The sequence below is a fragment of the Acidocella sp. C78 genome, from assembly GCF_907164655.1.
The window spans coordinates 56,370-80,871 of the sequence record NZ_CAJQZK010000009.1 but is presented as its reverse complement, the minus strand read 5'-3'; the positions used below and the strand labels follow the sequence as shown (position 1 = coordinate 80,871).

Sequence of the window (24,502 nt, the reverse complement as noted above, 5' to 3'; positions counted from 1 at the left end):
GTTCAACGCGGCTCCTCTACACGTTTTGCATTGCAAAAGCGAGCTTCATGACGCAGACGCGATATGAAGAGTTGAAAACGGGCCGGCAGAAGCTGCCCGTCTGCGTCGCCGGGCGGCGTCTGCGCCGCTATTTCGCAACCGGCGCCGGGGCCGGCATCATCGGCCCGCCTCCATGCGCGGGCATTCCGTCGCTGCTCTGCGCCGGCATCGGCGCCGCCATCCCGGCCTTGCCGTCGATCATCGTCATCGCCTGATGTATCAGCGCTCTCGCCCGGCCGTACTCGCCGCTCGCCACGGCGCTTCGGGCCCGCCGCACCGCATCGATGGCCGGTGTGCGGATGATCCCGTTCACGCTGCCCTGGACATAGGAATTGGTCAGCAGATCTGTCTCGGCCCGGCCGAGCGCGACCCGCGCCCGGGTTTTCTGATGCGCGGCAACCGCCTGCCCGGCAATGCCGAGATAGGTTCCGGCCGAGGCGCCGCTTGGCAGCGCACCACCCATGCGAGTCGATGCCGGCGCCTGAGCAAGGGCGATGCCACCCGACAGGGCCAGCGCAAAACCAGTCAGCACAACGGACTTCATGATGGTCTCCCTCCTCGAAATGCGTCTCCGCGATATCCCGCGAAGCCGGCTCCGTGCCGAGACGTTGGGTCCGGCGCGGCACGGGGCAACGGGAGATGCGTCACCACGCGATTAAACCATTGTCACGAATGTCCGCCCCGGCTTGACGGCGCCGGGCGCTGGACTGGCAAATGATGCCATGAACCGGATTCGCGCCATCACCCTGATCGGCCTGCTCGGCTTTTCCTCGGGCCTGCCGCTCGCCCTGTCCGGCTTCACGCTGCGGCTCTGGCTCGCCCGCGCCCATCTGCCGCTGGAGGCGATCGGCTTCACCGCAAATCTCGGCATCGCCTATTCTCTGAAATTCCTCTGGGCGCCGGCGCTCGACCAGTTCCGCCCGCCGCGCCCCTTCCGCGCGCTCGGGCGCCGACGCGGCTGGCTGCTGCCGATCCAGCTCTGCCTCGCCGCCGCCGTTCTCGCCCTCGCCCTCACACGCCCCGCGCACGCCCTGGCCGCCACCCTGCTAGCCGGCGGCCTCGTCGCCTTCCTCTCGGCTAGCCAGGACATCATGATCGACACTTGGCGGATCGAGTTCTTCCCCCAGCACCTGCAGGGTGCCGCCACCGCCGGCTATGTCTGGGGCTACCGGGCGGCGATGCTGATCTCGGGCTCGGGCGTCATCGCCCTGTCCACCCTCACCGGCTGGCATGTCGCGATCCTCGCGATGGTGCCGCTCCAGCTCGTCGGCGCCGCCGCAACGCTGGCCTGTGCCGAGCCCACCCCGCCGCCGGCGCGCTTGCCGGTCTCGATCGGCGCCCGCTTCCGCGAGGCGGTCATCGCCCCGCTCGCCGATTTCCTCAGCCGCGAGGGCGCCTGGATCATCCTCGCCTTCGTCATCCTGTTCCGCCTCGGCGAGGCGTTGGCCGGCGTGATGCTCGCGCCCTACTACACTCATCTGGGCTTCGACCGCGCGACCATCGCCATCGCCAACGGCCCGCCCTCGCTGGTGGCCGTCCTCGCGGGCACGGCGCTCGGCGGCGTCGCCGTGGCCCGGCTCGGCGTCGGCCGCGCCCTGCTAACCGCCGGCGCCTTCCAGACCCTCACGCTCATCCTCTACCCGCTGCTCGGCCTCTACCCGCATTTGCCGCACATTCTGCTGGCGACCAGCATTGCGGAGAGTTTCGCCGAAGGGATCGCCGATGCCGCCTTCATCACCTATCTCTCCGGCCTGTGCACCAAGGCCTATACCGCGACGCAATATGCCCTGCTCTCCTCCGTCGCAGCCCTTGCCCTGCGCACGATCGGCGGCTTCTCCGGGGTTCTCGCCCATGCGATGGGCTGGCTGCCCTTCTACGAATTCACCGTGATCTCGGCGCTGCCGGCGATGGCGGTGATGCTCTACATCCTGCGCCGCTACCCGCCCGCACCTGCCGCCCTCGCCGCCGAATGACGCCGGGTGGTCAGCCGGAAGCGGCTTCCAGCGCCGCCTCGGCCTCCAGCCAGGCGGCCTCCTTGACCTCGATCTCGCCGGCAATGGCGGCCAGACGGATATTGATCGCCGAAATCTCCTCCGGCTTCGCCCGGGCATAGAAACCGGCATCGGCGAGCTTCGCCATCAGCGTCCGCTTCTCCGCCTCGAGCCGGCCGATCGCCGCCTCGGCGTCACGCGCCGCCTTGCGCAGCGGCGCGGTCGCCTCGCGGGCGACGGCGCGGGCCCGCCGGTCATCCTTCGCCGCCGGCGCCGCCTTGCGCTCGGCAGTGCCGGACGGCTTCTGGGTAATCAGCCGGCGATAGGAATCGAGATCGTCGTCATAGGCCGCGACCCGCCCATCGGCGACGAGCAGCAGCCGGTCGGCCACCAGGTCGAGCAGATGTGTGTCATGGGTCACCAGCACCACCGCGCCTGCGAAATCGGTAATCGCGCGCACCAGCGCCTCGCGGGCATCAATGTCGAGATGGTTGGTCGGCTCGTCGAGGATCAGCACCTGCGGCGCGTCGCGCGTGGCGAGGGCGAGCAGCAGACGCGCCTTCTCGCCGCCGGAAAGCTGGCCGACCACCGTCTCCACCCGCTCGGCGTCGAGGCCGAACCGTGCGGCCTGGGCGCGCAGCTCCGTCACCGTCGCCTTCGGCAGGGCGCGGGCGAGATGGCCGAGCGGCGTGTCCGCGAGGTCGAGATCATCCTCCTGGTGCTGCGCGAAATAACCGACGGTGATGCCGCGGGTGCAGAACGCCGTGCCCGCCATCGGCTCCAGCCGCCCGGCCAGCGCCTTGGCCAGGGTGGACTTGCCGTTGCCATTGGCGCCGAGCAGGGCGATCCGGTCTTCCATGTCGATCCGCAGCGAGACCTCGCGCAGCACCGGCTTGCCATCATAGCCCAGCGTCGCGCGGTCGAGGGCGAGCAGCGGCGGGGAAAGCGGCCTCGGTTCCGGGAAACTGAACCGCGTCGGCGCGTCCTCGACAATCGTATCGATCACCGGCATCCGCGCCAGCGCCTTGAGGCGGGACTGCGCCTGCCGCGCCTTGGTAGCCTGGGCGCGGAAGCGGTCGACGAAGGCCTGCATGTGGGCGCGCTGGGCGGCGATCCGCGCCGCCTCGCGGTTCTGCTGCTCGGCCCGTTCGGTGCGGATGCGGACGAATTCAGCAAAGCCGCCCGGCGTCAGCGTGATCCTGCCGCGGTCGAGATGGGCGATGGAGTCCACCGCGCGGTCGAGCAGATCGCGGTCGTGCGACACCATCAGCACCGCGCCGGAGAAGCGGGCGAGCCAGGTTTCCAGCCACAGCGTCGCCTCGAGGTCGAGATGGTTGGTCGGCTCGTCGAGCAGCAGCAGATCGGGGGCGGCGAACAGCGCGGCGGCCAGGGCGACGCGCATCCGCCAGCCGCCCGAAAAGCTCGACATCGGCCGGTTCTGCGCCGCCTCGTCGAACCCGAGTCCGGCGAGAATCGCCCCGGCCCGGGCGGGGGCGGAGTCGGCGTCGATGGCGATCAGCCGCTCATGGATCGCCGCCAGCCGCTCGGGGGCGGCGCTGTCAGCCTCGGCGAGGAGCGCGCCGCGCTCGGCATCGGCGGCGAGCACGACGGCGGCTGGCGTGATCGAACCGGCCGGCGCCTCCTGCGCCACCGTGCCGAGCCGCGCACGGCTTGCAAGACGGATGCTTCCGCCATCCGGCGCGTAGATGCCGGCGATCAGCTTCAGCAGCGTGGATTTTCCAGCGCCGTTGCGCCCGATCAGGCCGATCTTGCGGCCGGGATCTACGACCAGCCCCGCCCCTTCGAGCAGGGCGCGGCCGGCGATGGAAAAAGACAGGTCTTCGATCCGCAACAGGCTCATGGCCGCTTGCTATCCCACAAGCCGGGACTTGCCCACCCCGGCCCGGCCCTGTATGGCCGCGCGCAACGGCTCAACTCCAGACACGAGGCCCCCATGGCAACCGAACGCACGCTTTCCATCATCAAGCCCGACGCGACCCGGCGCAACCTCACCGGCCGCATCAATGCGAAGTTCGAGGAGGCGGGGCTGCGCATCGTCGCCCAGAAGCGCATCCACCTGACCAAGAGCCAGGCCGAGGCGTTCTACGGCGTCCACAAGGAACGCCCCTTCTTCGCCGGGCTGGTCAGCTTCATGACCTCGGGCCCGGTCGTCGTCCAGGTTCTGGAAGGTGACGACGCGGTGGCCCGCAACCGCGCGATCATGGGCGCGACAGACCCCAAGAAGGCTGAAGCCGGGACGATCCGCGCGGAATTCGCCGAGGATATCGAGGCGAATTCCGTTCATGGCTCTGACGCCGCCGACACCGCGGCGCAGGAAATCGCCTTCTTCTTCGCCGGCACCGAGATCGTCGGCTGATCCGGCCAGGCTGAAGAGACTGCACAAAAAAAGGGGGCGAAAGCCCCCTTTTTCATCTTCCCGACGCCTGTTACCCAAGCATTGGTGAAATTACGGCACGTGGCCCAGGTTGACCTGGTTCGGGTTCGTTACCGCGCCGCCGATCGCTCCCACAGCACCGCCGATCAATGCCCCCGTCGCAGCCGAACCGCCGGTTGCAGCGCCGAGGATGGCACCAGCGCCGGCACCGATGGCTCCGCCCGACAGGGCGCGCTGGCCCGGGGTATAGCCACACCCGGCAAGCCCCAGCGCCGTCGCGCACAGCAGGGTGGGCAAAATGAAGCGTTGTTTCGATCTCAAGGCCATTGTCCAGGTCTCCTCATTCCGTTCAACGCGATATAGGTCTCGGCGTTGCGAATGGATGTCCGCCGGATGTCGGCATTGTAACGGCGGCTTTCCGGCAACTTCATGGCGCCTGCGCGGGCAGCCTTGTTAATCGAACGGGTAGCCTGTAATTCGGCCATTGCATCAACACCCCGGGTCGAGATGCGTTGACAGAACATATTCGCTGAACCAAAGCCAGACTGAAAACCGGCGCCGGGAACCGCACGCAAACCCGGCCTGGCCGTGCGGAAAGGATTTCATGCTCTCCAGACTTCTCGGGCTCATGTCCGCCGACATGGCCATCGATTTGGGAACCGCCAACACGCTTGTCTACGTGAAGGGCCGTGGCATCGTTCTCGACGAGCCCTCCGTTGTCGCGATCGCCGAGGTGAAGGGACGCAAGCAGGTGCTTGCCGTCGGCGAGGAAGCCAAGCACATGCTCGGCCGCACGCCGGGCAACATTTCCGCCATTCGCCCGCTGCGCGACGGCGTGATCGCCGATTTCGAGGTAGCGGAGGAAATGATCAAGCATTTCATCCGCAAGGTGCACAACCGGCGGGGGTTTGCCTCGCCGCTGATCATCGTCTGCGTTCCATCGGGATCGACCGCGGTTGAACGCCGCGCGATTCAGGAAAGCGCCGAGAGCGCCGGCGCGCGCAAGGTTCTGCTGATCGAGGAACCGATGGCGGCCGCGATCGGCGCGGGTCTGCCGGTCACCGAGCCTTCAGGATCGATGGTGGTCGATATTGGCGGCGGGACCACCGAAGTCGCGGTGATCTCGCTCGGCGGCATCGTCTATGCCCGGTCGGTGCGTGTAGGTGGCGACAAGATGGACGAGGCCATCATCTCCTATCTCCGGCGCGGGCATAATCTGCTGATCGGCGAATCCTCGGCCGAGAAGATCAAGCTGGATATCGGGGCGGCCTGGGCAAACCCGGCATCCAACAACGACTGGCACGAGGTGAAGGGCCGCGATCTGATCAATGGTGTCCCGCGCGAGGTCAGGGTGACGAGAGCCCAGATCGCCGAGAGCCTTGCCGAACCGGTTGGCCAGATTGTCGAGACGGTGAAGGTCGCGCTTGAGAATACGCCACCGGAACTTGCCGGCGATATCGTTGACAAGGGGATCGTTCTCACCGGCGGCGGCGCGCTGCTCCGCGGTCTGGACGATGTGCTGCGGGACGCGACGGGTCTTCCGGTTGTTGTGGCCGACGAGGCGCTGCAATGCGTCGCCAAGGGCACTGGCCGGGCTCTTGAGGAACTGAAGCGTCTGCGCACCGTTCTCTCGACAATGTACTGAGCGGCTGCCAACGATGTAAGATCGTCGGCACCATCGAAGCGGTCTGGAGGAATTGACCATGGCGATCCGCAAGATTCTTCTCCCTCTCGCGGGCGCAGCCTCGGCCCGCGCAGCGCTCGCGACCGCGCTTCTGCTCGGCCAGCGCTGGCGGGCGCATGTGCACGCTCTTCATGTCCGCACCGATACGCGCGATGTCGCGCCACTGGCCGGCGAAGGCCTGTCGGGCGCGATGATCGAAGAAATGATGGCGACCACCGAGAAGGAAGGGAACACCGAGGCCCGCGCCCTCTCGGCGCTGTTCGACGCAGAAACCACCGCCCGCGGCATTGCGGTCGGCGCGCCGGTCCGCGCGGTCAGCGGCGCCGTCGAGCAGGCCAGCGCATGGTTCAGTTCCGTCGTCGGTCGCGAGGATGAGCTTGTCGCCAGCGAGGCTCGGCTGTCGGACCTCATCGTGGTGCCGCATCCCAAATCCGCCGAGGACGTTGCCTCCGCGGACGCACTTCACGCCGTTCTGTTCGACTCCGGCCGCCCCGCGCTGATCGCCCCCGTCGAGCCGGCGGACTCGATCGGCACCCGCATCGCGATCGCCTGGAACGGAACCGCGGAAAGCGCCTCCGCTGTCGCCTCCGCAATGCCCTGGCTCGCCAGCGCCGCGCATGTGCGGATTTTTCACTCGCCGGATTACCAGCGGCAAGGCCCGCCGGCCGCCCAACTCGCGGCCTATCTCGAACTTCACGGCATCACCGCGGACGAAACCGAATTCCGCGCGACCGACCGCAGCGCCGGCGCCGGGCTTCTCGCGGCCGTGACCGAATACGGAGCGGATTTGCTGGCCATGGGGGCATATTCGCACTCGCGGCTGCGTCAGCTCATCCTCGGCGGTGTCACCCGGCATGTTCTCGAACACGCCCGACTGCCGGTGCTGATGAACCGGTAGACCGATGTTCGGCGTCGAGGACGAGGCTACGAAGACCGCCGTCAGCGCCTATGTGAAGCTCATGCGCGCGAGCCATTCGGTACTCAACCGCACGCAGCCGCTTCTGGCAGCCGCCGGCCTCACGCATGTTCAGCTCGGGGTGCTGGAGGCCCTGCTTCACCTTGGCCCGCTGACGCAGCGCGACCTGACGCGCAAGCTGCTGACCAGCCCGGGCAACCTGACCGACGTGATCGACAAGCTGGCCCGCCGCCAGCTCGTCCAACGGGTCCAGTGCCCCGAAGACCGGCGAAGGGTCCGCGTTGTCCTCACCGATGCGGGGCGACACTTCATCGAGGAAATTTTCCCTCGGCATGCCAGGGACATCGCCGCGGCAATGCGCGGCCTCGACCAGAGCGAGCTTCGGGCGCTGCAAGAATTGTTGCGGCGGCTCGGGCGTGTTGCCGCCGAGGATTGAACGTCGGCATCTCCACCCTATATATCATTCGATATCGAATAATATCACGATACCCGACGCGGATCGTGCAGGAGAAACAGGATGATCGACATTCGCCCCTTCGCGACATTGGGCAGTTTCCGCAACGAATGGCTGAATGCGCGCCATCACTTCAGCTTCGGCGGCTACCACGACCCCGACCGCATGGGCTGGGGCGCGCTGCGGGTCTGGAACGACGACGAGGTTGCCCCGCAAACCGGGTTCGATCCGCATCCGCACCGGGATATGGAAATCATCACCTTCATCCGCCAGGGCGCGATCACGCACCAGGACAATCTGGGCAATCGCGGCGTGACGCGCGCGGGTGACGTTCAGGTCATGCATGCCGGAACCGGCATCGTGCATGCCGAATACAATCTGGAGGCGGAGCCGACCCGGCTGTTTCAGATCTGGATATTGCCGGATCGGCGCGGCGTCGAGCCCGGCTGGGCAACGCGGGCATTTCCGAGGTCGACCGGCGCCGGCCTGACCGTGCTGGCTGGCGGACGGAACGGAGATGGCGAACGCGGCGCCTTGCCGCTGCACGCCGACGCTGCCGTGCTGGCCGCGCGCATGGCCCCTGGCGAGCGGATCACCCAACCCCTCGCAACGGGCCGCGCCGCCTATCTCGTGCCGGCCAGCGGATCGTTCACCGTCAACGGCCATGCCGCCGCAACCCGTGATGGCGTGGCGGTGCAGGGAGAACGCGAGATTGTGATCACCGCGGATGCAGACGGCGCCGAGCTCGTGCTTGTCGACATTCGTGAATGAAACGAGTTTCATGGGCACGGGATAGTGCCGTTTAGGAACCACTCTATATGCGCTTTCGGGTGATTGATCCGTTTCGGGAACTGTCCCGCCCTTGGAACGGACCGGTATTCCGGATCGGTGCCCCTAGCCGCTGCCCCTCGCGGGGCGGCTCCTCTTCCGCCGGCACCGCCGGCCGAACAAGAAGGATAGACTGAATGAACCTGTTCCTCGCCCGCCGTCGGCCCGGGCGCCTTGCCGCCCTCACCGCAGTGATGCTGGCCAGCGCCTCGCTGGCCGCGGTTTCGGCCGGCAGCGCTTTCGCCAACAATCAGGCATACGACGCAACGGCCAAGGTCCAGAAGGACTTCAAACCGATTCCGAGCTTTGCCCCGCTGGTCAAGGATGTCAGCCCGGCTGTTGTCTCCGTCACGGTTCATCTCAAGACGCAGACCGCCAGCGATACCCAGACGCAGAACGGGCTTCCGCCCGGCATGCCGTTCCCCTTCCCGTTCGCGATGCCTCATCCGCAGCGGCCCCAGGCGGTCGAGGCCAAGGGGTCTGGCTTCTTCATTTCCTCCACCGGCTACCTCGTGACCAACAATCACGTGGTGAGACATGCCAAATCGGTTTTTGTTACCCTGTCTGACGGTTCCAAACTGCCGGCCAAGGTCGTCGGCACCGATCCGAGCACCGACCTCGCGGTCCTCAAGGTCACGCGCGACAAGCCGTTTCCCTACCTGCAGCTCGGGAATTCGTCCAAAGTGGTTCCCGGCCAGTGGGTGATCGCGATCGGCAACCCGTTCGGCCTCGCCGAAACGGTGACGACGGGCGTGGTTTCAGCACTCGGCCGCGATATAGGCGACGGGCAGTACGATAGCTTCATCCAGATCGATGCGCCGATCAACGAAGGCAATTCCGGCGGTCCGCTGCTCAACCAGCGGGGCGAGGTGATCGGCGTGAACACCGCGATCCTGACGCCTTCCGGCGGGTCCGTTGGCATCGGCTTCTCGATCCCGTCGGACATGGTCAAGCAGATCTCCGACGAGCTGATCAAGTCGGGCCACGTCACCCGCGGCTTCATCGGCGTGCAGGTGCAGACGATCACGCCGGAAATGGCGCAGGCGATGGGCGTCTCCGTGCATGACGGCCGTGCCGATGGCGCGCTGATCGCGGAAACCATGCCCGATGGCCCGGCGGCCAAGGCGGGCCTGAAGCCCGGGGACATCATTACCAAGGTCGATGGCAAGATGGTGCGCGATCCGCGCGAACTGGCCCTCGCCATTTCCGGCATCAAGCCGGACGGCAAGGCCAGCATCACCTATCTGCGGGGCGGCGCCTCGCACGAGTTGAGCCTGCGTGTCGAGAAAATGCCGGCAAACGCCCAGGCCGCCTTCGGCCCCGGCGGCAACCAGGGCGGCTCTGCGGTGCACAAGCCTGAACTCGGCCTCTCGCTCGCGCCGCTGACCGATGCGGCCCGCCAGCAGCTCAACCTGCCGGGTGGTGTATCGGGCGCGCTGATCGCTCACGTCGCGCCGAATTCGCCGGCGGACGAGGCGGGCCTGCGCCCCGGCGACGTGATCGTGGGTGTCGGCAGCACGACCGTGAATGACCCCGAGCAGGCGGTTGGCGCCATCCACAAGGCGGAGGCCGGCCACGCCAAGGCGATCGCGCTGCGGGTGATGCGCGGCAACCAGGCTCTGTTCGTCGCGGTGCCGTTGCCGCAGGAAAAGACCTCCAAATAACGGCAAAGCGTTTTGCTACCGGGACAGGCGCGCGGGGCATAAAAAACTCCGCGCGGGCCGTCCCGAAACCGGTTTCTGCTCAAATCGCCTCCGGCTCTTGCGGGCCGGAGGCGTTTCTGTTTTCGAAAGGAAATTCCTTACGGAAACGAGGCCGATCATGAGCGTGACAGAGACTGCGACCGCGACGTTGGATGCCGATCTCGCGGCCCTCGAAGCTGAAAGCATCGAGATCATCCGCGAGACCGCGGCGGGGTTCCGCAACCCGGTGATGCTCTATTCGATCGGCAAGGACAGCTCGGTGATGCTGCATCTGGCGATGAAGGCGTTCTACCCGGCAAAGCCGCCCTTCCCGCTCATGCATGTCGACACCGGCTGGAAATTCCGGGAAATGATCCGGTTCCGCGACGAAACGGTCAAACGCCTCGGCCTCGACCTCATCGTCCGCCACAATGCCGAGGCCGCGGCGCGTGGCGTCAACCCGTTCGATTACGGCGCCTCGACCTACACGCAGGTGATGAAAACCGAAACGCTGAAGGCCGGGCTCGATGAACTCGGGTTCGACGCGGCCTTCGGCGGCGCCCGGCGCGACGAGGAAAAATCCCGCGCCAAGGAGCGCGTCTTCTCGGTCCGCACCGCCGGCCATGGATGGGATCCAAAGGCGCAGCGGCCGGAAATCTGGAACCTGTTCAACACCCGCCTCGCCCCGGCCAGACCATGCGGGTCTTTCCGCTCTCGAACTGGACCGAGGCGGATATCTGGAACTACATCGCCCGCGAGACCATCCCCGTCGTGCCGCTCTATTTCGCCAAGGAACGCCCGGTGGTCGAGCGCGGCGGCCAGCTCCTGATGGTCGATGACAACCGCCTCCCGCTCAACCCCGGCGAGGTGCCGCAACTGCGCAAGGTCCGCTTCCGCACGCTCGGCTGCTACCCGCTTACCGCCGCGATCGAGTCGGAGGCCGAAACCCTCGAAGCGGTACTCGCCGAAATGCGCGCTTCGCGCATGTCCGAGCGCCAGGGCAGGCTGATCGACCACGATGATGCCGCGGCGATGGAAAAGAAGAAGCGCGAGGGATATTTCTGATGAACGCGATGAGCATGACCTCTTCCCGCTCACTGCTGCGCCTGCTGACCTGCGGCTCGGTGGATGACGGCAAATCCACCCTGATCGGCCGGCTGCTGTTCGACACCGATAACATCCCCGACGACCAGCGCGCCGCCCTCGAACGCGACTCGCGCAAATACGGCACCGATGGCGCCAATATCGACTACGCCCTCCTTGTCGACGGGCTGGAGGCCGAGCGCGAGCAGGGCATCACGATCGATGTCGCCTACCGCTTCATGGCGACGAAGCGGCGCAAGTTCATTATCGCCGACACGCCCGGCCACGAGCAATACACCCGCAACATGGCCACAGGCGCCTCCACCGCGCAGCTCGCCATCCTGCTCGTCGATGCGAGCCAGGGCCTGCTGACCCAGACCCGCCGCCACGCCTTCATCGCCGACCTGCTCGGCATCCGCCACATCGTGCTGGCGGTGAACAAGATCGACCTGATCGACTTCGACCAGGCGCGCTTCGATGCCATCGCCGACGAGTTCCGCGCCCTCGCCACGCGGTTCCATTTCGAGACGATCACGCCGATCCCGCTCTCCGCCCGCCATGGCGACAACGTGGTCCATCGCAGCGCGCGCATGCCCTGGCATGGCGGGCCGACTCTGCTCGAGCATCTGGAGACCATCGAGCCCGGCGGCACCAGCACCGGTCCGTTCCGCTTCCCCGTGCAATGGGTCAACCGGCCGGACGCCGATTTCCGCGGCTATGCCGGCACGCTCGCCGGCGGCGAGGTCAGGCCGGGCGACGAGGTGGTGGTCGCCGCCTCCGGTCAGCTCACACGCATTGCCCGCATCGTCACCGCCGATGGCGACCGCCCCGCCGCCCGCGCCGGCGAGGCCGTCACCCTGACCCTGGCGGACGAGGTCGATCTCTCCCGCGGCGATGTCCTCGCCAGCCCCGGCGCCCGGCCCGACGTCGCCGACCAGTTCGCCGCCGACCTCGTCTGGATGGGCGAGGCGCCGCTCCTCGCCGGGCGACCCTATATCGTGAAGCTCGGCACCGCGACCGTCTCCGGCGTCGTCTCGCGCATCAAGCACAAGGTCAACGTCAACAATTTCGATGAGCTCGCCGCCGATTCCCTCACGCTGAACGAGGTCGGCTCGGTGAATGTCGCCCTCGCCACCCCGGTCGCCTTCGACCCCTACACGCTGAACCCGCGCACCGGCGCCTTCATCCTGATCGACCGGATGACCAACGCCACCGTCGCGGCAGGCATGATCCGCCACCCGCTGCGCCGGGCGAGCAACATCCACCGCCAGGCGCTGACCATCGACCGCACCGCCCGCGAGGCGCTGAACGGCCATCGCCCGGCGATCCTCTGGTTCACCGGCCTGTCCGGCTCCGGCAAATCGACCATCGCCAACGCGCTGGAAACCCGGCTGCATCTGCTCGGCGCGCACACCTACCTGCTCGATGGCGACAATGTCCGCCACGGGCTCAACCGCGATCTCGGCTTTACCGATACCGACCGGGTGGAGAACATCCGCCGGGTTGCCGAGGTGGCGAAGCTGTTCGCCGATGCGGGCATGATCGTGCTGGTCAGCTTCATCTCGCCCTTCCGCGCCGAGCGGAACATGGCGCGCGAACTGGTCGAGCCTGGCCTTTTCTACGAGGTTTTCGTGGACACGCCGATCGCGGTCTGCCGCCAGCGCGATCCGAAGGGCCTCTACCGCAAGGCCGATGCCGGCGAAATCCGCAACTTCACCGGCATCGACAGTCCCTACGAGCCGCCGGAAGCGCCGGAATTCCACCTGCGCACCACAACCGCCGAACCCGATGCGCTGGCAGAGTCGCTCCTTGCCGCCCTGCGCCCGCAACTTGGCCTCGGGCTTTGACCGACCTTTCGCCGGCCGCCTCACGCGGCCGGCGAAGACTAGCGGAACGCCGCCGCCGGAGCCTATAAACCGGCATGTCCTACAACAGTTTCGGCCATCTCTTCCGCGTCACCACCTGGGGTGAAAGCCACGGCCCGGCGATCGGCTGCGTCGTCGACGGCGTGCCGCCCCGGATTCCGCTTTCGGAAGCCGACATTCAGCCCTTTCTCGACCGGCGGCGGCCCGGTCAGTCCCGGTTCACCACCCAGCGCCGCGAGCCGGACATCGTCCGTATCCTCTCCGGCGTTCATGGCGGCATGACCACCGGGACACCGATCGCGTTACAGATCGAGAATACCGATCAGCGCTCGCAGGACTACGCCAACATCGCCGACCGTTTCCGCCCCGGCCATGCCGACATCGCCTATCACTGGAAATACGGCATCCGCGATCCGCGCGGTGGCGGCCGCTCCTCGGCGCGGGAAACCGCGTCCCGCGTTGCCGCCGGCGCCATCGCCCGCAAGATCCTCGGCGAGCGCGTGCGGATTCGCGGTGCCCTGGTGCAGATGGGGCCGCACCCGATCGACCGCGCCCGTTTCGACTGGGACGAGGTGGACCGCAACGCTTTCTTCTGCCCCGACGCCGTTGCCGCGACGGCTTGGGCCGAGGAACTCGATGCCGTGCGCAAGGCCGGCTCCTCGCTCGGCGCCGTGGTCGAAGTCGTTGCCGAGGGGCTTTCCCCCGGCCTCGGCGCGCCGGTCTATGCCAAGCTCGACGCCGATCTCGCCGCGGCGATGATGAGCATCAACGCGGTCAAGGGTGTCGAGATCGGCGATGGCTTCGCCGCCGCCGCCCTGCGCGGCGAGCAGAACGCCGACGAGATGCGGATGAACGAGGACGGCACGGTCCGCTTCCTCGCCAACCACGCCGGCGGCGTGCTCGGCGGCATCTCGACCGGCCAGCCCGTCATCGTCCGTTTCGCGGTAAAGCCGACCAGCTCGATTCTGACCCCGGTGCACAGCGTCGATTCCGATGGCGACGAGGTCGATATCCAGACCAAGGGCCGGCACGATCCCTGTGTCGGCATCCGCGCGGTGCCGGTCGGCGAGGCGATGATGGCCTGCGTGCTGGCCGACCAGCTCCTGCTGCACCGCGCTCAGTGCGGCGACACCGGCGCAGGACAGCTGCCGCTGGCAAAAAAGTGATAGCGGCCCGCCGGCGCGTGAGGTAGATGATTTGCTTATGAACAATTCACGCGCACCGGCCGCAACCCGAAACCAGATTATCGCCCTGATCGATCGTGCCGGGCGAAAATCCTGGTCCGCCCGGATCGGTCGCCTGCGTGACGAGGCTGCGGCCAGCCCGCGCTATGGACGCCTTGTCGCGCTGCGCCATGCGGCGGAATTCGCCGCCGAGAAAGTTGTCAGGGATCTACCACTTACACCGGTCGATCAGGTGCTCGCCGGCCGCGTGGCGTCCCTCGGGTCGCTTGCGGCCGGACTCGGCAAGCCCGGACAGGAGAGGTTCGAAGCCGCCCTTGCCGCTGCTCTTGCGGCGGACGGAACTCTGATACCGTTGCTGCATGTTCATGACACCGCGGAGCGGCATCGCGCAGTAGGGTTTGATGTCGAATTCGCGGGGCTGGAGGAGGGCGCCACGTTTGATCTCCTTGCCACGCGCGAAGATACGGCGGTTGAAATCGTTTGCGACACACTCTCGGCAGAGGCTGGCCGCCTCGTCCACCGCGCCGCATGGGTGCAGTTGATGGACCGGATCGATCCGGATCTGCAGACATGGCTTTCCGCGCATCCGGGCCGCTATCTTCTGAAAATGACATTGCCGCGCGGGCTGCGGGTTGCCGAGCCGGACGACACCACGACCCTGGCCGAACTGCATCGCCGCATCAATGAAATGCTGACCAGCGCAAGGCGGTCGGACCAGGACGAGGCTGCGGTATTGCGGCTTGACCCCCTCATGCTGGCGGCGGCGCAGGCCAGCGAAAACGGACTGATGAACCGACTGCGGCGCGAATTCGGCCCCGAGGCGAACCTTGCCGTCACCGGCGACGGACAGGGCGTTTTTGTGCTCGCCGCGCGTGCCGGCAGCGAAAATGAAGTCGCGGTCGCGATGCGCCATCGCCTTGCCGCGCTGGCGCCCGCCCGGCTGACCGGCACCCGGCCGGGCATTCTCGCCATGTTCATCGAGGATACCGACCGGCTCGAATGGCGCCTGCTGCGCGAGCAGCTCACCCTTGAAGGCGAAGCCCGACAGTTCCTCACTTTTCCGGAAGCGAGGCCGGTCGTCGCCGTCACCTGCACATCGCGGATCGAACTTTGTGCCGAGGACGGCGCCGACGCGCTGCGGTTTCGCAATCCCACCCATCCGGCAGGCAAGCTGCCGGCCCTGGCACCCGCCGTATTGTCGGTGTGCTAACGCGGCCGCTCGCCCGGCATTCGGGAAGGGTTGCCAAAGCCGCATGTTTCGGCACAGTCTTCCCTGACTGGCTTCCAAGCCGGTCACCTGACAGGGGAGAGAAACATGCAATCTGGAACAGGGCGCCGGTTGCGGCGCAAATCCGTGGGTATGATTGCCGTCGCCGCGCTGACAGCGCTTCCATTGCTGGCCCAGGCCAAACCGAAGCCGATCGTGGTCGGGATCACCGCCTGGCTCGGCTCGATTCCCGGCCGCTCGATCGCGGATGGCGCGACCCTCGCCGCCGAGGAAATCAACGCCAAGGGCGGCGTGAACGGCCGGCCGATCAAGCTCGTGATCGAGGACAACCACAACTCGACGACCGACGCGATCCGCTCGTTCCAGCGCATGGTGCGGCAGGATCATGCGGTGGCCGTCGTCGGCGATTTCACCAGCGAAGTCGGCCTGGCGCTCGAACCCTGGGCGGCGCGCATGCACGAGCCCTTCCTCATCACCGGCGCGGCCTCGAACAAGCTCACCGAATTCGTTCACGCGAACTACAAGCAGCATAAATACATTTTCGAGCCGAACGAGAACTCGGCCGAGCTGGCGCAGAACATCTGCGACGCCGCGAAATCGGTCCTTGTCGGCAAGCTGCACATGAAGACCGCGGTGGTGATGAGCGAGGACGCCGCCTGGACCCTGCCGCTCGATGCCGGATTCAACAAGTGCCTGCCCCAAGCCGGGATCAAGGTGCTGAAGGATATCCGCTTCGCACCGGATACCACGGATTTCACCCCGATCTACCAGAAGATCGAGGCGATGCATCCGGATGTGATCATCACCGGATGGGCGCATGCGGGCGTCAAGCCGACAACCCAGTGGGCCGAGCAGAACGTGCCGATCCCGCTGATGGGAATCAGTTCGCAGGCGACATCGACGACGTTCTGGAAGGCGACCAACGGGGCGACGCAAGGCGTCATCACGATTGCTCCGGCTGCCGCCGGGATCGCCATCACGCCGAAGACGCAGCCTTTCATGAACGCCTATCAGGCAAAATTCCACACATCGCCGGCCTATACGGGTTTCACCACCTATGACGCGATGTATGCCCTTGCCGCCGCGATCGAACGGGCAAAATCGACCAAGTCGGGACCGCTGGTCGCAGCCCTCGCCAAGACAGACCGGATCGGCACCGAGGGGCGGATGCAGTTCAACGGGCCGCAAGCCCGATTCGCGAACGGTGCCGTCTATGGCAAGGGCCATACCCGCTGGATCGACCTGCAATGGCAGGATGGCGAGCAGAAGGTGATCTGGCCGGCCAAGCTGGCGAACGCGCAGCCGAAATTCCCGGGCTTCGTAAAGCTGCCGAACTCCAAATAAGGCTCAATCAAACCCAACCGAAAGGCCCGCGGCCGGAGAAGACCCTCCGGCCGCGGGTTTTTTGCATCCCACGGTCTGGACTTCGCGGCCGGCCGCCGCGAAAACCCCGGCGTAAACTGGTCCAACGGAGAAAACGCATGACCCGTCTCACGCTTGAAGCCGCCAACCGCATCATCGCGGGCGCCCGCGCCAAAGGCCGCGAACTCGGCCTTGCCCCCCTGACCGTGGTTGTGCTCGATGCCGGCGGCCACATGGTCGCCCTTGCCCGCGAGGATGGCTCCGGCATCGCCCGCGTCGAGATCGCCACCGGCAAGGCCTGGGGCGGCCTCGGCGTCGGTGCTGGCTCACGCATGCTGTTCGATCGCTGGAACGCTGGCGGCGCCGGCTTCGTCACCGGGCTCGCCGCGGCAACCGGCGGGCGCATGGTGCCGGTGCCCGGCGGCGTGCTGGTCACGGCGGATGGCGCGGTGCTCGGCGCGGTCGGCATTTCTGGCGATACCTCGGACAATGACGAAGCCTGTGCCATCGCCGGCATCGAGGTGGCCGGTTTCGCTCCGCGCGCGAACTGACCATCAGTTTTGACTGTGTGAAGGCCAGCCCTTTCTGATCCGGCCGCGACACAGCCGGTTCCTGCGCCGGCGTCGAATGTCGCGCGGAGCAAGGTGGCCCATCCGGCCAGACCAACCGTCTGGCCGGGTATTCCTCTCAGTTATGCGCGGCTCCCACCGGCACAACAATCCAGCTGGCCCCCTGCGGCCCGTCGACCAGAAGCGGCACGGCATCGCCACTGGCCTTCACACCCCGTTGCAACGCCGCGCTGTCCTTCACGAAGTGCGGGCCGACCGCCTCGATCAGCGTATCCGGGGCGAGCCCGGCGCGCGCGGCGGGGCCGTCCTTGGCGACCGTCACAACAATTACTCCCGCCCCGCCAGGATGGGTGGCGACGCCAATGCCGAGTGCCGGAATCTCGGTCGGCTTGAGCATGGGCATTTCGGCCTGCCGATGCGCCATCCCGGTCTTGCCCCGATGCTGGGGCGGCGCCGCCATGGTGATCACGGCATCTTCGGTCTTGCCGCCGTGCACAACGGTCATCCTGGCCTCGTGCCCGACCGGGATCTCCGCCAGCGAAACCTTGAAATCATGCACGGTAGTCACTTTCCGGCCATTGACCGCCGTCACCACGTCGCCCGGACCAAGCTTGCCGGCCGAAGGCCCCCCCGCGACCACGCCGCCGACCACCACGCCGTCGGTCGAGGCCAGATGCCAGGCCGCCTTCATGTCCTCTGACACATGCTCGATCCGCAGCCCCGCCCAGCCGCGCTTCATCGCCCCATCGGCGATGATCGCCGCTGTCACCGGCCTGACCATGCTCGAGGGGATCGCGAACCCGATCCCGACCGACCCGCCGGAAGGAGAGTAGATCGCCGAATCGACGCCGATCACATGCCCCTTGGCGTCCAGCAGCGGTCCGCCCGAATTGCCACGGTTGATGGCCGCATCGGTCTGGATGAAATCGTCATACGGCCCCGAGCCGATATCGCGATGCAGCGCGCTCACCACACCGGCCGACACGCTGAAGCCGAGGCCGAACGGATTGCCGATCGCCACCACCCAGTCGCCGAGATCGAGGCGCGAACTGTTGCCGAAATGCAGGAAGGGCACAGGGTGATGCGCGTTGATCTTCAGCACCGCGAGATCGGCCTTCTTGTCCGAACCGACCAGCTTCGCGGTGAAGATCGAGCCATCGTGCAGCGTCACCTTGATCTCGCTCGCCCCGGCGATGACGTGATGATTGGTGACGATATAGCCGGTCGGGCTGATGAAAAACCCGGTGCCGAGCGCCTGTTCGGCCTTGGGCGGGACAATCAGGGTATTCGTATCCGCCGGCTGCGATGTCGAATGTGCGGCAACCCCCTGATCGGGTGGCGACATCTCGCCGGGTTTTTCACCCTTGCCCTTGGAGGGATCGATGCTCTCGACATCCACGACGGCAGGCAGCGCGGCGCGCGCGACCTGTGCGATCGCGGGCGGCGTCGGCACGGCGCGTGCGGGTGGCGCGGAAAGCAGCAGGCCCAGCGCGAGGGCCGCACCGGCGGTCGGAACCGAAATCGGAAAACCTCTCATGCGGTCTAGAGTGAGGCGAGATCGCCAATCCGGCAAGAGACCATCTCGCGGATTTGCGCCGGCGTCGCTCCGGCTTCGCGCAGGTCGCGCAATGTCGCCGCCCGGTCGCGCTTGGCCAGCCGCCGCCCCGCCGCATCGCGGATCAGCGGATGATGGGCATAGGCCGGATGCGGCCAGCCGAGCAGCGTCTGCAACAGCACGTGAACATCCGTTGCGGCACGGAGGTCCTCGCCCCGCGTCACATGTGTCACCCCCTGCGCCGCGTCGTCATGGCAGACGCAGAGATGATAGCTCGCCGGCACGTCCTTGCGCGCCAGAACCACATCGCCATGCGACAGCGGATCGGCCTCGACCCAGCCTTCCGCCGCCTCGTGATAGCGCAGCCGCCCGGCCATCCCCGCGGCCCGGTCCATCCGCAGCCGCAGCGCATAGGGCTCGCCCTGCGCCGCCCGTTCGTCCGCCAGCGCCGGGTCGAGCCCGCGGCACGTGCCAGGATAGGCCGCCTCAGTGCCGTGCGGCGCGCCAAGAGCGGCGGCAATCGTCGCCCGCGTGCAGAAACATCGATACAGCAGGCCCATCGCCTCCAGCCGCGCCAGTACGGCCCGATATGCGCCGAAATGCGCCGATTGCACCCGCACCGCGCCATCCCAGGCGAGACCGAGCCAGGCGAGATCCTCCAGAATCGCCTCGGCGAACCGGGGCCGGCAGCGCCCGGCATCGATATCCTCGAGCCGCAGCAGGAAGCGCCCGCCGCCCGCGCGCGCCAGGTCGTGTCCGGCCAGCGCCGAGGCGGCGTGGCCGAGATGCAGATAGCCGGTCGGGCTCGGCGCGAAACGGGTGACGATGGACATCGGCCTCCACGATGATACCCTCTCCCGCAAATGCAAGGAGCAGGAACTTCATGGCTGAACTGGACGGACCGCGCTGGGGCCCGGCGAACGGCGGCAAGGCGCGACAACTCGTGGTGCTGTGCCACGGCGTCGGCGCCGATGGCAACGACCTGATCGACCTCGCGCCCTACTGGGCCCGCGCGATCCCCGATGCCGCCTTCGTCGCCCCGCACGCGCCGGACCCGTTCGATCTCGCCCCCTTCGGCCGCCAATGGTTTCCAATCGGCACGCTGGACCCGCACGCGCTTGGTGGCGGCGTGCGCCGGGCCCGCGCGGCGCTCGACCCGTTCATCGATGCCGAACTCGCACGCCTCGGCCTGCCGGTCGATGCCTACGCGCTGATGGGATTCAGCCAGGGCGCGATGACGGTCCTGTTCACCGGTCTGCGCCGGGCGGTGCCGCCACGGGCGATTCTCGCCTATTCCGGCGCGCTGCTCGCCCCAGAATCGCTGGCCGCCGAACTCACCGCCCGCCCGCCGGTACTGCTCGTGCATGGCGAGGCCGACGAGATCGTGCCGCCCTCCCGCTCGCGCGACGCCGAGGCCGCGCTGCGCGCCGCCGGTGTGCCGGTGGAGAGCCTCTTCGTTCCGAAACTCGCTCATGGCATCGACGATTCCGGGCTTTCCCTCGGTGCGCTCACGCTCCAGCGCGCCTTCGCGGCGCCGGCCTCGTCTGCGTGACAAGCTGTTGACATCACGAAACCCGCCTTGCGGCCCCTGATCGTTGGGGCCATATTCATGTCATGGAATCGGTGCAAAACATTGCAGGGCGTTTCCAGTCCGAGGGCGGTCCGGTGAGCTGGCCGCCCTTCTGGGACCGGTTCAGTAATGCCTGACGGCGGGCAAAATTTTCCCGCTCTCGTCCTGAATGCGGATTTCCGTCCGCTCTCCTATTTCCCGTTGTCGCTCTGGTCCTGGCAGGATGCCGTCAAGGCCGTCTTTCTCGACCGCGTTTCCGTTCTGTCGGAATACGACCACGAGGTGCATTCCGTCTCCGCGGCGATGCGCCTGCCCTCGGTCATCGCGCTGAAGGATTTCGTCCCCGGCCTGCGCCAGCCGGCCTTCACCCGCTTCAACGTCTTTCTCCGCGATGCCTTCACCTGCCAGTATTGCCACAGCCGCCTGCCCGCCCCGGAACTGACCTTCGACCACGTCATCCCGCGCGCCCGCGGCGGCCGCACCACCTGGGAGAACGTCGTCACCGCCTGCGGCGCCTGCAACCTGCGCAAGGGCTCGAAACTTCCGCGCGAATGCCACATGTTCCCCTATGAAACGCCGCGCCGGCCGAACAGCTGGGAGCTGCAGGACCGTGGCCGCGCCTTCCCGCCCAACTACCTGCACGAAAGCTGGCGCGACTTTCTCTACTGGGATACCGAATTGGAGACCTGATCCGGTTTCATCTGCCTGACATATCGGCTATCCGTTCGGAACGGAGAGCCAGCATGAACAAGCCGATACCTAATTCCCTGCGCACCCTGCCCGACGATCGCGGCCGCTTCGGCGAGTTCGGCGGCAGGTTCGTTGCCGAAACCCTGATGCCGCTGATCCTCGAACTCGAGGCGGCCTATGAAGCGGCGAAGGACGATCCCGATTTCATGCGGGAATTTCAGTATTACCTGCAGCATTATGTCGGCCGCCCCAGCCCACTCTGGTTCGCCGAACGGCTGACGAAGCAACTCGGCGGCGCGAAGGTCTATTTCAAGCGCGATGAGCTGAACCACACCGGCGCGCACAAGATCAACAACTGCATCGGCCAGATCCTGCTCGCCAAACGCATGGGCAAGACGCGGATCATCGCCGAGACCGGCGCCGGCCAGCACGGCGTGGCCACCGCAACCGTCGCCGCGCTCTTCGGCCTTCCCTGCATCGTCTATATGGGCGCCACCGATGTCGAGCGGCAGCAGCCCAACGTCTTCCGCATGAAACTGCTCGGCGCCGAAGTCCGCCCGGTCACGTCCGGCGCGGCCACGCTGAAGGACGCGATGAACGAGGCGCTGCGCGACTGGGTCGCGAATGTGCGCGATACGTTCTACATCATCGGCACCGCCGCCGGCCCGCACCCCTATCCCGCCATGGTGCGGGACTTCCAGTCGGTCATCGGGGTCGAGGCCCGCGCCCAGATGATGGAGGCCGAAGGCCGCCTGCCGGATGCCGCGATCGCGGCGATCGGCGGCGGCTCCAACGCCATCGGCCTGTTCCACGCTTTTCTCGACGATCAAGTGAAGCTGATCGGCGTCGAGGCCGCCGGGCGCGGTCTTGAGTCGGGCGAGCACGCCGCATCGCTCGCGCGCGGCCGCCCCGGCGTGCTGCACGGCAACCGCACCTACCTGCTGCAGGACGATGACGGCCAGATCCTCGAGGCCCACTCGATCTCCGCCGGGCTCGACTATCCGGGCATCGGCCCCGAACACTCCTATCTGCACGATATCGGCCGCGTCGAATACGTGTCCGTGACCGACGACGAAGCCCTCGCCGCCTTCCAGCTCTGCTGCCGCACCGAGGGTATCATCCCGGCCCTCGAACCCGCGCACGCGCTCGCCCATGTCGCGAAGATCGCCCCCACAATGGACCCGGACAAGATCATCCTGATGAATCTCTGCGGCCGCGGCGACAAGGACATCTTCACCGTCGCCCGCCATCTCGGAGAACAGATTTGAGCCGCATCGCCGCCACCTTCGCCCGCCTTCGCGATGAGGGCCGGGCGGGTCTGATCCCCTTCGTCGAGGCGTTCGACCCCGATCGCGAAACCTCCGCCACCCTGCTCGCCGGCATGGCCGCCCGCGGCGCCGATCTGATCGAGATCGGCATGCCCTTCACCGACCCGATGGCCGATGGCCCGACCATCCAGCAGGCCGGCCGCCGGGCGCTGCGCGCCGGCGCCACCCTCGCCGGCACGCTCGGCCTGGTGCGCGACTTCCGCGCCGTCAACGACACCGTGCCGCTGATCCTGATGGGCTATCTCAACCCGATCCTCTCCTACGGCGTCGAGCGTTTCACCGCCGATGCCGCCGCCGCCGGCGTCGATGGCGTCATCGTCGTCGACCTGCCGACCGAGGAGGCCGACTTGCTGCTGCCGCATCTGCGCCATCACCGCATCGATCTGATCCGCCTCGTCGCCCCCACCACGACCGACGAACGCCTGCCCGTCGTGCTCAACGACTCCTCCGGGTTCGTCTACTACGTCTCGATCACCGGCATCACCGGCACGCGCACCGCCTCGGCCGAGGATCTCGCGCGCGACATCCCCCGCCTGCGCAAGGCGACGGACATGCCGATCGCCGTCGGCTTCGGCGTCCGCACCCCCGCGCAGGCCGCGACGGTCGCCAAGTTCGCCGATGCCGCCGTGGTCGCCTCCGCCCTGATCGACAAACTCGCCGCCGGCCTCGATGCCGAGGGCAAGGCCCCGCCCGCCATCGTCGAGGCGGTGCTGGATGATGTCACCGCCCTGGCCGCGGCGGTGCGCGGCGAACGCCGCGCCGCCTGAGGGTCAGACCGCCTTGGCGCCGATATCCCGGCGGCAGAACCCGCCGGGAAAGCCGATCCGCCGCACCGCGACATAGGCGCGGTCGATCGCCTCGCGCAGGTCATCGCCCGTCGCCGTCACCGCCAGCACCCGCCCGCCAGCGCTCACCAGCGCGCCATCGCGCCGCGCCGTGCCGGCCTGGAACACCGAAGTCTCCGGCAACCCGTCCACGCCGGCAAGGTCGATCTCGTGCCCCTTCTCATAGGCGCCCGGATAGCCCTTCGCCGCCATCACCACCGTCGCCGCCGCGCCGTCCCGCCAGTCGAGCCGGGTTTGCGGATCGAGCCGGCCCCGCGCCGCATCGGCGAGCACCGGCAGCAGGTCGGTCTTCAGCAGCGGCAGCAGCGTCTCGCATTCCGGATCGCCGAACCGCACGTTGAACTCGATCAGCCTCGGGCCGGAGGCGGTGAGCATCAGCCCGGCGAACAGAAAGCCGCGGAAGGGCGCGCCGCGCCGCGCCATCGTCCGCAGCGCCGGACGGACGATCCGCTCCATCGCCGCCCCGATCACCGCCTCCGAGGCCGCCGGCGGCGGCGCGATCGCCCCCATCCCGCCGGTATTCGGCCCGGTATCGCCATCGCCCACCCGCTTGTGGTCCGAGGCGGTGCCACAGAACAGCGCGGTCTCGCCATCGCAGATCGCGAACAGCGAAATCTCGGTGCCGATCAGGCATTCCTCGATCACGATCTCAGCGCCCGAGTCGCCATGCAGCCCGCCCTCCAGCATCGCGGCGACGGCCTCGCGCGCCTCCTCATCGGTCGCGGCGACCACCACGCCCTTGCCCGCCGCCAGCCCGTCCGCCTTGATCACGATCGGCGCCGGGTGCTCGTCGAGATAGGCCCGCGCCGCGTCGGCATCGGTGAAGCTCGCCCAGGAAGCGGTCGGAATCCCCGCCTCGTCGCAGATTTCCTTGGTGAACCGCTTCGAGGATTCGAGCCGCGCCGCCGCCTCGGTGGGGCCGAAACAGGCGATTCCCGCCGCCGCCATCCGGTCGGCAAGGCCGAGCGCCAGCGGCGCCTCCGGCCCAGGCACCACGAGGTCGATCTTCTCCGCCCGCGCGAAATCGACGAGCGCATCGATCTCCTCCGCGCCGATCCGTACGCATTCGGCGAGCGATTCCATGCCCGGATTTCCCGGCGCGACGAAGAGTTTTTCCAGCACCGGGCTCTGCGCGAGCTTCCACGCCAGCGCATGCTCGCGCCCGCCGCCGCCGACAACCAGAACCCGCATGATCAAATCCCCTGCGCTTGTGCAACCGGCGCGCGCTTAGCAT

At 67.4% G+C, this 24,502-nt stretch carries 23 protein-coding genes and 1 pseudogene; 17 read left to right on the top strand and 7 right to left on the bottom strand.

Annotation, left to right across the window (positions count from 1 at the left end):
- Positions 1-127: 127 nt before the first annotated feature.
- Entirely contained in the window at positions 128-583 is a 456-nt protein-coding gene (locus tag ACIDOCELLA78_RS000000103805; RefSeq protein ID WP_201728447.1) for a hypothetical protein, read from the bottom strand.
- 178 nt (positions 584-761) lie between these two features.
- Between ACIDOCELLA78_RS000000103805 and ACIDOCELLA78_RS000000103800 the strand changes: the two genes are divergently transcribed.
- Positions 762-2,012 (top strand): AmpG family muropeptide MFS transporter, encoded by a 1,251-nt coding sequence (locus tag ACIDOCELLA78_RS000000103800; RefSeq protein WP_201728446.1) that lies wholly within the window; start codon positions 762-764, stop codon positions 2,010-2,012.
- Positions 2,013-2,022: 10 nt separating this feature from the next.
- Here ACIDOCELLA78_RS000000103800 and ACIDOCELLA78_RS000000103795 read toward each other — a convergent pair whose 3' ends face one another.
- The gene (locus ACIDOCELLA78_RS000000103795) at positions 2,023-3,891 is read right to left on the bottom strand and encodes an ABC-F family ATP-binding cassette domain-containing protein (protein ID WP_201728445.1); all 1,869 of its coding nucleotides are present in this window, start codon (positions 3,889-3,891) and stop codon (positions 2,023-2,025) included.
- Positions 3,892-3,984: 93 nt separating this feature from the next.
- Here ACIDOCELLA78_RS000000103795 and ndk point away from each other — a divergent pair, with 93 nt between their 5' ends.
- The gene (gene ndk / locus ACIDOCELLA78_RS000000103790; protein WP_201728444.1) at positions 3,985-4,407 is read left to right on the top strand and encodes a nucleoside-diphosphate kinase; all 423 of its coding nucleotides are present in this window, start codon (positions 3,985-3,987) and stop codon (positions 4,405-4,407) included.
- Between the two features lie 90 nt (positions 4,408-4,497).
- Here ndk and ACIDOCELLA78_RS000000103785 read toward each other — a convergent pair whose 3' ends face one another.
- On the bottom strand, positions 4,498-4,752 hold the full coding sequence (locus ACIDOCELLA78_RS000000103785; RefSeq protein ID WP_249675668.1) for a YMGG-like glycine zipper-containing protein: 255 nt from the start codon (positions 4,750-4,752) through the stop codon (positions 4,498-4,500).
- Positions 4,753-5,029: 277 nt separating this feature from the next.
- Here ACIDOCELLA78_RS000000103785 and ACIDOCELLA78_RS000000103780 point away from each other — a divergent pair, with 277 nt between their 5' ends.
- The 8 genes and pseudogenes from ACIDOCELLA78_RS000000103780 to aroC all read left to right on the top strand — a co-directional run bounded on the left by ACIDOCELLA78_RS000000103780 (position 5,030) and on the right by aroC (position 14,103).
- Positions 5,030-6,070: a rod shape-determining protein gene (locus ACIDOCELLA78_RS000000103780; RefSeq protein ID WP_201728443.1), complete on the top strand. Its 1,041-nt coding sequence runs from the start codon at positions 5,030-5,032 to the stop codon at positions 6,068-6,070.
- 58 nt (positions 6,071-6,128) lie between these two features.
- Positions 6,129-7,007 carry a universal stress protein gene (locus ACIDOCELLA78_RS000000103775; RefSeq protein ID WP_201728442.1) on the top strand — a complete coding sequence of 293 codons (879 nt, stop codon included), beginning with the start codon at positions 6,129-6,131 and terminating at the stop codon, positions 7,005-7,007.
- A gap of 4 nt (positions 7,008-7,011) precedes the next feature.
- A complete protein-coding gene (locus ACIDOCELLA78_RS000000103770; RefSeq protein ID WP_201728441.1) occupies positions 7,012-7,461 on the top strand; it encodes a MarR family winged helix-turn-helix transcriptional regulator in 450 nt (149 codons plus the stop codon).
- 81 nt (positions 7,462-7,542) lie between these two features.
- Complete coding sequence (locus tag ACIDOCELLA78_RS000000103765; protein ID WP_201728440.1) at positions 7,543-8,250, top strand: pirin family protein; 708 nt, start codon at positions 7,543-7,545, stop codon at positions 8,248-8,250.
- Between the two features lie 194 nt (positions 8,251-8,444).
- On the top strand, positions 8,445-9,971 hold the full coding sequence (locus ACIDOCELLA78_RS000000103760; protein ID WP_201728439.1) for a trypsin-like peptidase domain-containing protein: 1,527 nt from the start codon (positions 8,445-8,447) through the stop codon (positions 9,969-9,971).
- Between the two features lie 157 nt (positions 9,972-10,128).
- Positions 10,129-11,054: pseudogene (gene cysD, locus ACIDOCELLA78_RS000000103755) on the top strand (sulfate adenylyltransferase subunit CysD).
- Complete coding sequence (cysN, locus tag ACIDOCELLA78_RS000000103750) at positions 11,054-12,919, top strand: sulfate adenylyltransferase subunit CysN (protein WP_201728438.1); 1,866 nt, start codon at positions 11,054-11,056, stop codon at positions 12,917-12,919. The pseudogene cysD and the gene cysN overlap by 1 nt, the downstream one beginning before the upstream one ends.
- 74 nt (positions 12,920-12,993) lie before the next feature.
- A complete protein-coding gene (gene aroC / locus ACIDOCELLA78_RS000000103745; protein WP_201728437.1) occupies positions 12,994-14,103 on the top strand; it encodes a chorismate synthase in 1,110 nt (369 codons plus the stop codon).
- A gap of 46 nt (positions 14,104-14,149) precedes the next feature.
- On the opposite strand, the gene ACIDOCELLA78_RS000000103740 is transcribed toward aroC, so the two are convergent.
- Positions 14,150-14,293, bottom strand: coding sequence for a hypothetical protein (locus tag ACIDOCELLA78_RS000000103740; protein ID WP_249675665.1), 144 nt, complete (start codon positions 14,291-14,293; stop codon positions 14,150-14,152).
- A gap of 60 nt (positions 14,294-14,353) precedes the next feature.
- On the opposite strand from ACIDOCELLA78_RS000000103740, the gene ACIDOCELLA78_RS000000103735 reads away from it, so the two are divergent.
- From ACIDOCELLA78_RS000000103735 to ACIDOCELLA78_RS000000103725, 3 genes are all read left to right on the top strand, one after another.
- Positions 14,354-15,331, top strand: coding sequence for a hypothetical protein (locus ACIDOCELLA78_RS000000103735; RefSeq protein ID WP_249675662.1), 978 nt, complete (start codon positions 14,354-14,356; stop codon positions 15,329-15,331).
- Positions 15,332-15,481: 150 nt separating this feature from the next.
- Positions 15,482-16,693, top strand: a complete 1,212-nt coding sequence (locus ACIDOCELLA78_RS000000103730) for an ABC transporter substrate-binding protein (RefSeq protein ID WP_249675678.1) — start codon at positions 15,482-15,484, stop codon at positions 16,691-16,693.
- Positions 16,694-16,830: 137 nt separating this feature from the next.
- Entirely contained in the window at positions 16,831-17,262 is a 432-nt protein-coding gene (locus ACIDOCELLA78_RS000000103725) for a heme-binding protein (protein WP_201728434.1), read from the top strand.
- Positions 17,263-17,398: 136 nt separating this feature from the next.
- On the opposite strand, the gene ACIDOCELLA78_RS000000103720 is transcribed toward ACIDOCELLA78_RS000000103725, so the two are convergent.
- Both ACIDOCELLA78_RS000000103720 and gluQRS read right to left on the bottom strand, forming a co-directional pair.
- Positions 17,399-18,817 (bottom strand): trypsin-like peptidase domain-containing protein, encoded by a 1,419-nt coding sequence (locus ACIDOCELLA78_RS000000103720; RefSeq protein ID WP_201728433.1) that lies wholly within the window; start codon positions 18,815-18,817, stop codon positions 17,399-17,401.
- Between the two features lie 5 nt (positions 18,818-18,822).
- Positions 18,823-19,668 carry a tRNA glutamyl-Q(34) synthetase GluQRS gene (gluQRS, locus tag ACIDOCELLA78_RS000000103715; RefSeq protein ID WP_201728432.1) on the bottom strand — a complete coding sequence of 282 codons (846 nt, stop codon included), beginning with the start codon at positions 19,666-19,668 and terminating at the stop codon, positions 18,823-18,825.
- 50 nt (positions 19,669-19,718) lie between these two features.
- On the opposite strand from gluQRS, the gene ACIDOCELLA78_RS000000103710 reads away from it, so the two are divergent.
- From ACIDOCELLA78_RS000000103710 to trpA, 4 genes are all read left to right on the top strand, one after another.
- Positions 19,719-20,387, top strand: coding sequence for an alpha/beta hydrolase (locus tag ACIDOCELLA78_RS000000103710; RefSeq protein WP_201728431.1), 669 nt, complete (start codon positions 19,719-19,721; stop codon positions 20,385-20,387).
- Positions 20,388-20,534: 147 nt separating this feature from the next.
- Positions 20,535-21,095, top strand: coding sequence for an HNH endonuclease (locus tag ACIDOCELLA78_RS000000103705; protein WP_201728430.1), 561 nt, complete (start codon positions 20,535-20,537; stop codon positions 21,093-21,095).
- 53 nt (positions 21,096-21,148) lie between these two features.
- The gene (gene trpB / locus ACIDOCELLA78_RS000000103700) at positions 21,149-22,363 is read left to right on the top strand and encodes a tryptophan synthase subunit beta (RefSeq protein ID WP_201728429.1); all 1,215 of its coding nucleotides are present in this window, start codon (positions 21,149-21,151) and stop codon (positions 22,361-22,363) included.
- Entirely contained in the window at positions 22,360-23,190 is an 831-nt protein-coding gene (gene trpA, locus ACIDOCELLA78_RS000000103695) for a tryptophan synthase subunit alpha (protein ID WP_201728428.1), read from the top strand. Before trpB ends, trpA begins: the two co-directional genes overlap by 4 nt.
- A 3-nt stretch (positions 23,191-23,193) precedes the next feature.
- Here trpA and purD read toward each other — a convergent pair whose 3' ends face one another.
- Positions 23,194-24,459, bottom strand: coding sequence for a phosphoribosylamine--glycine ligase (gene purD / locus ACIDOCELLA78_RS000000103690; RefSeq protein WP_201728427.1), 1,266 nt, complete (start codon positions 24,457-24,459; stop codon positions 23,194-23,196).
- Positions 24,460-24,502 lie beyond the last annotated feature (43 nt).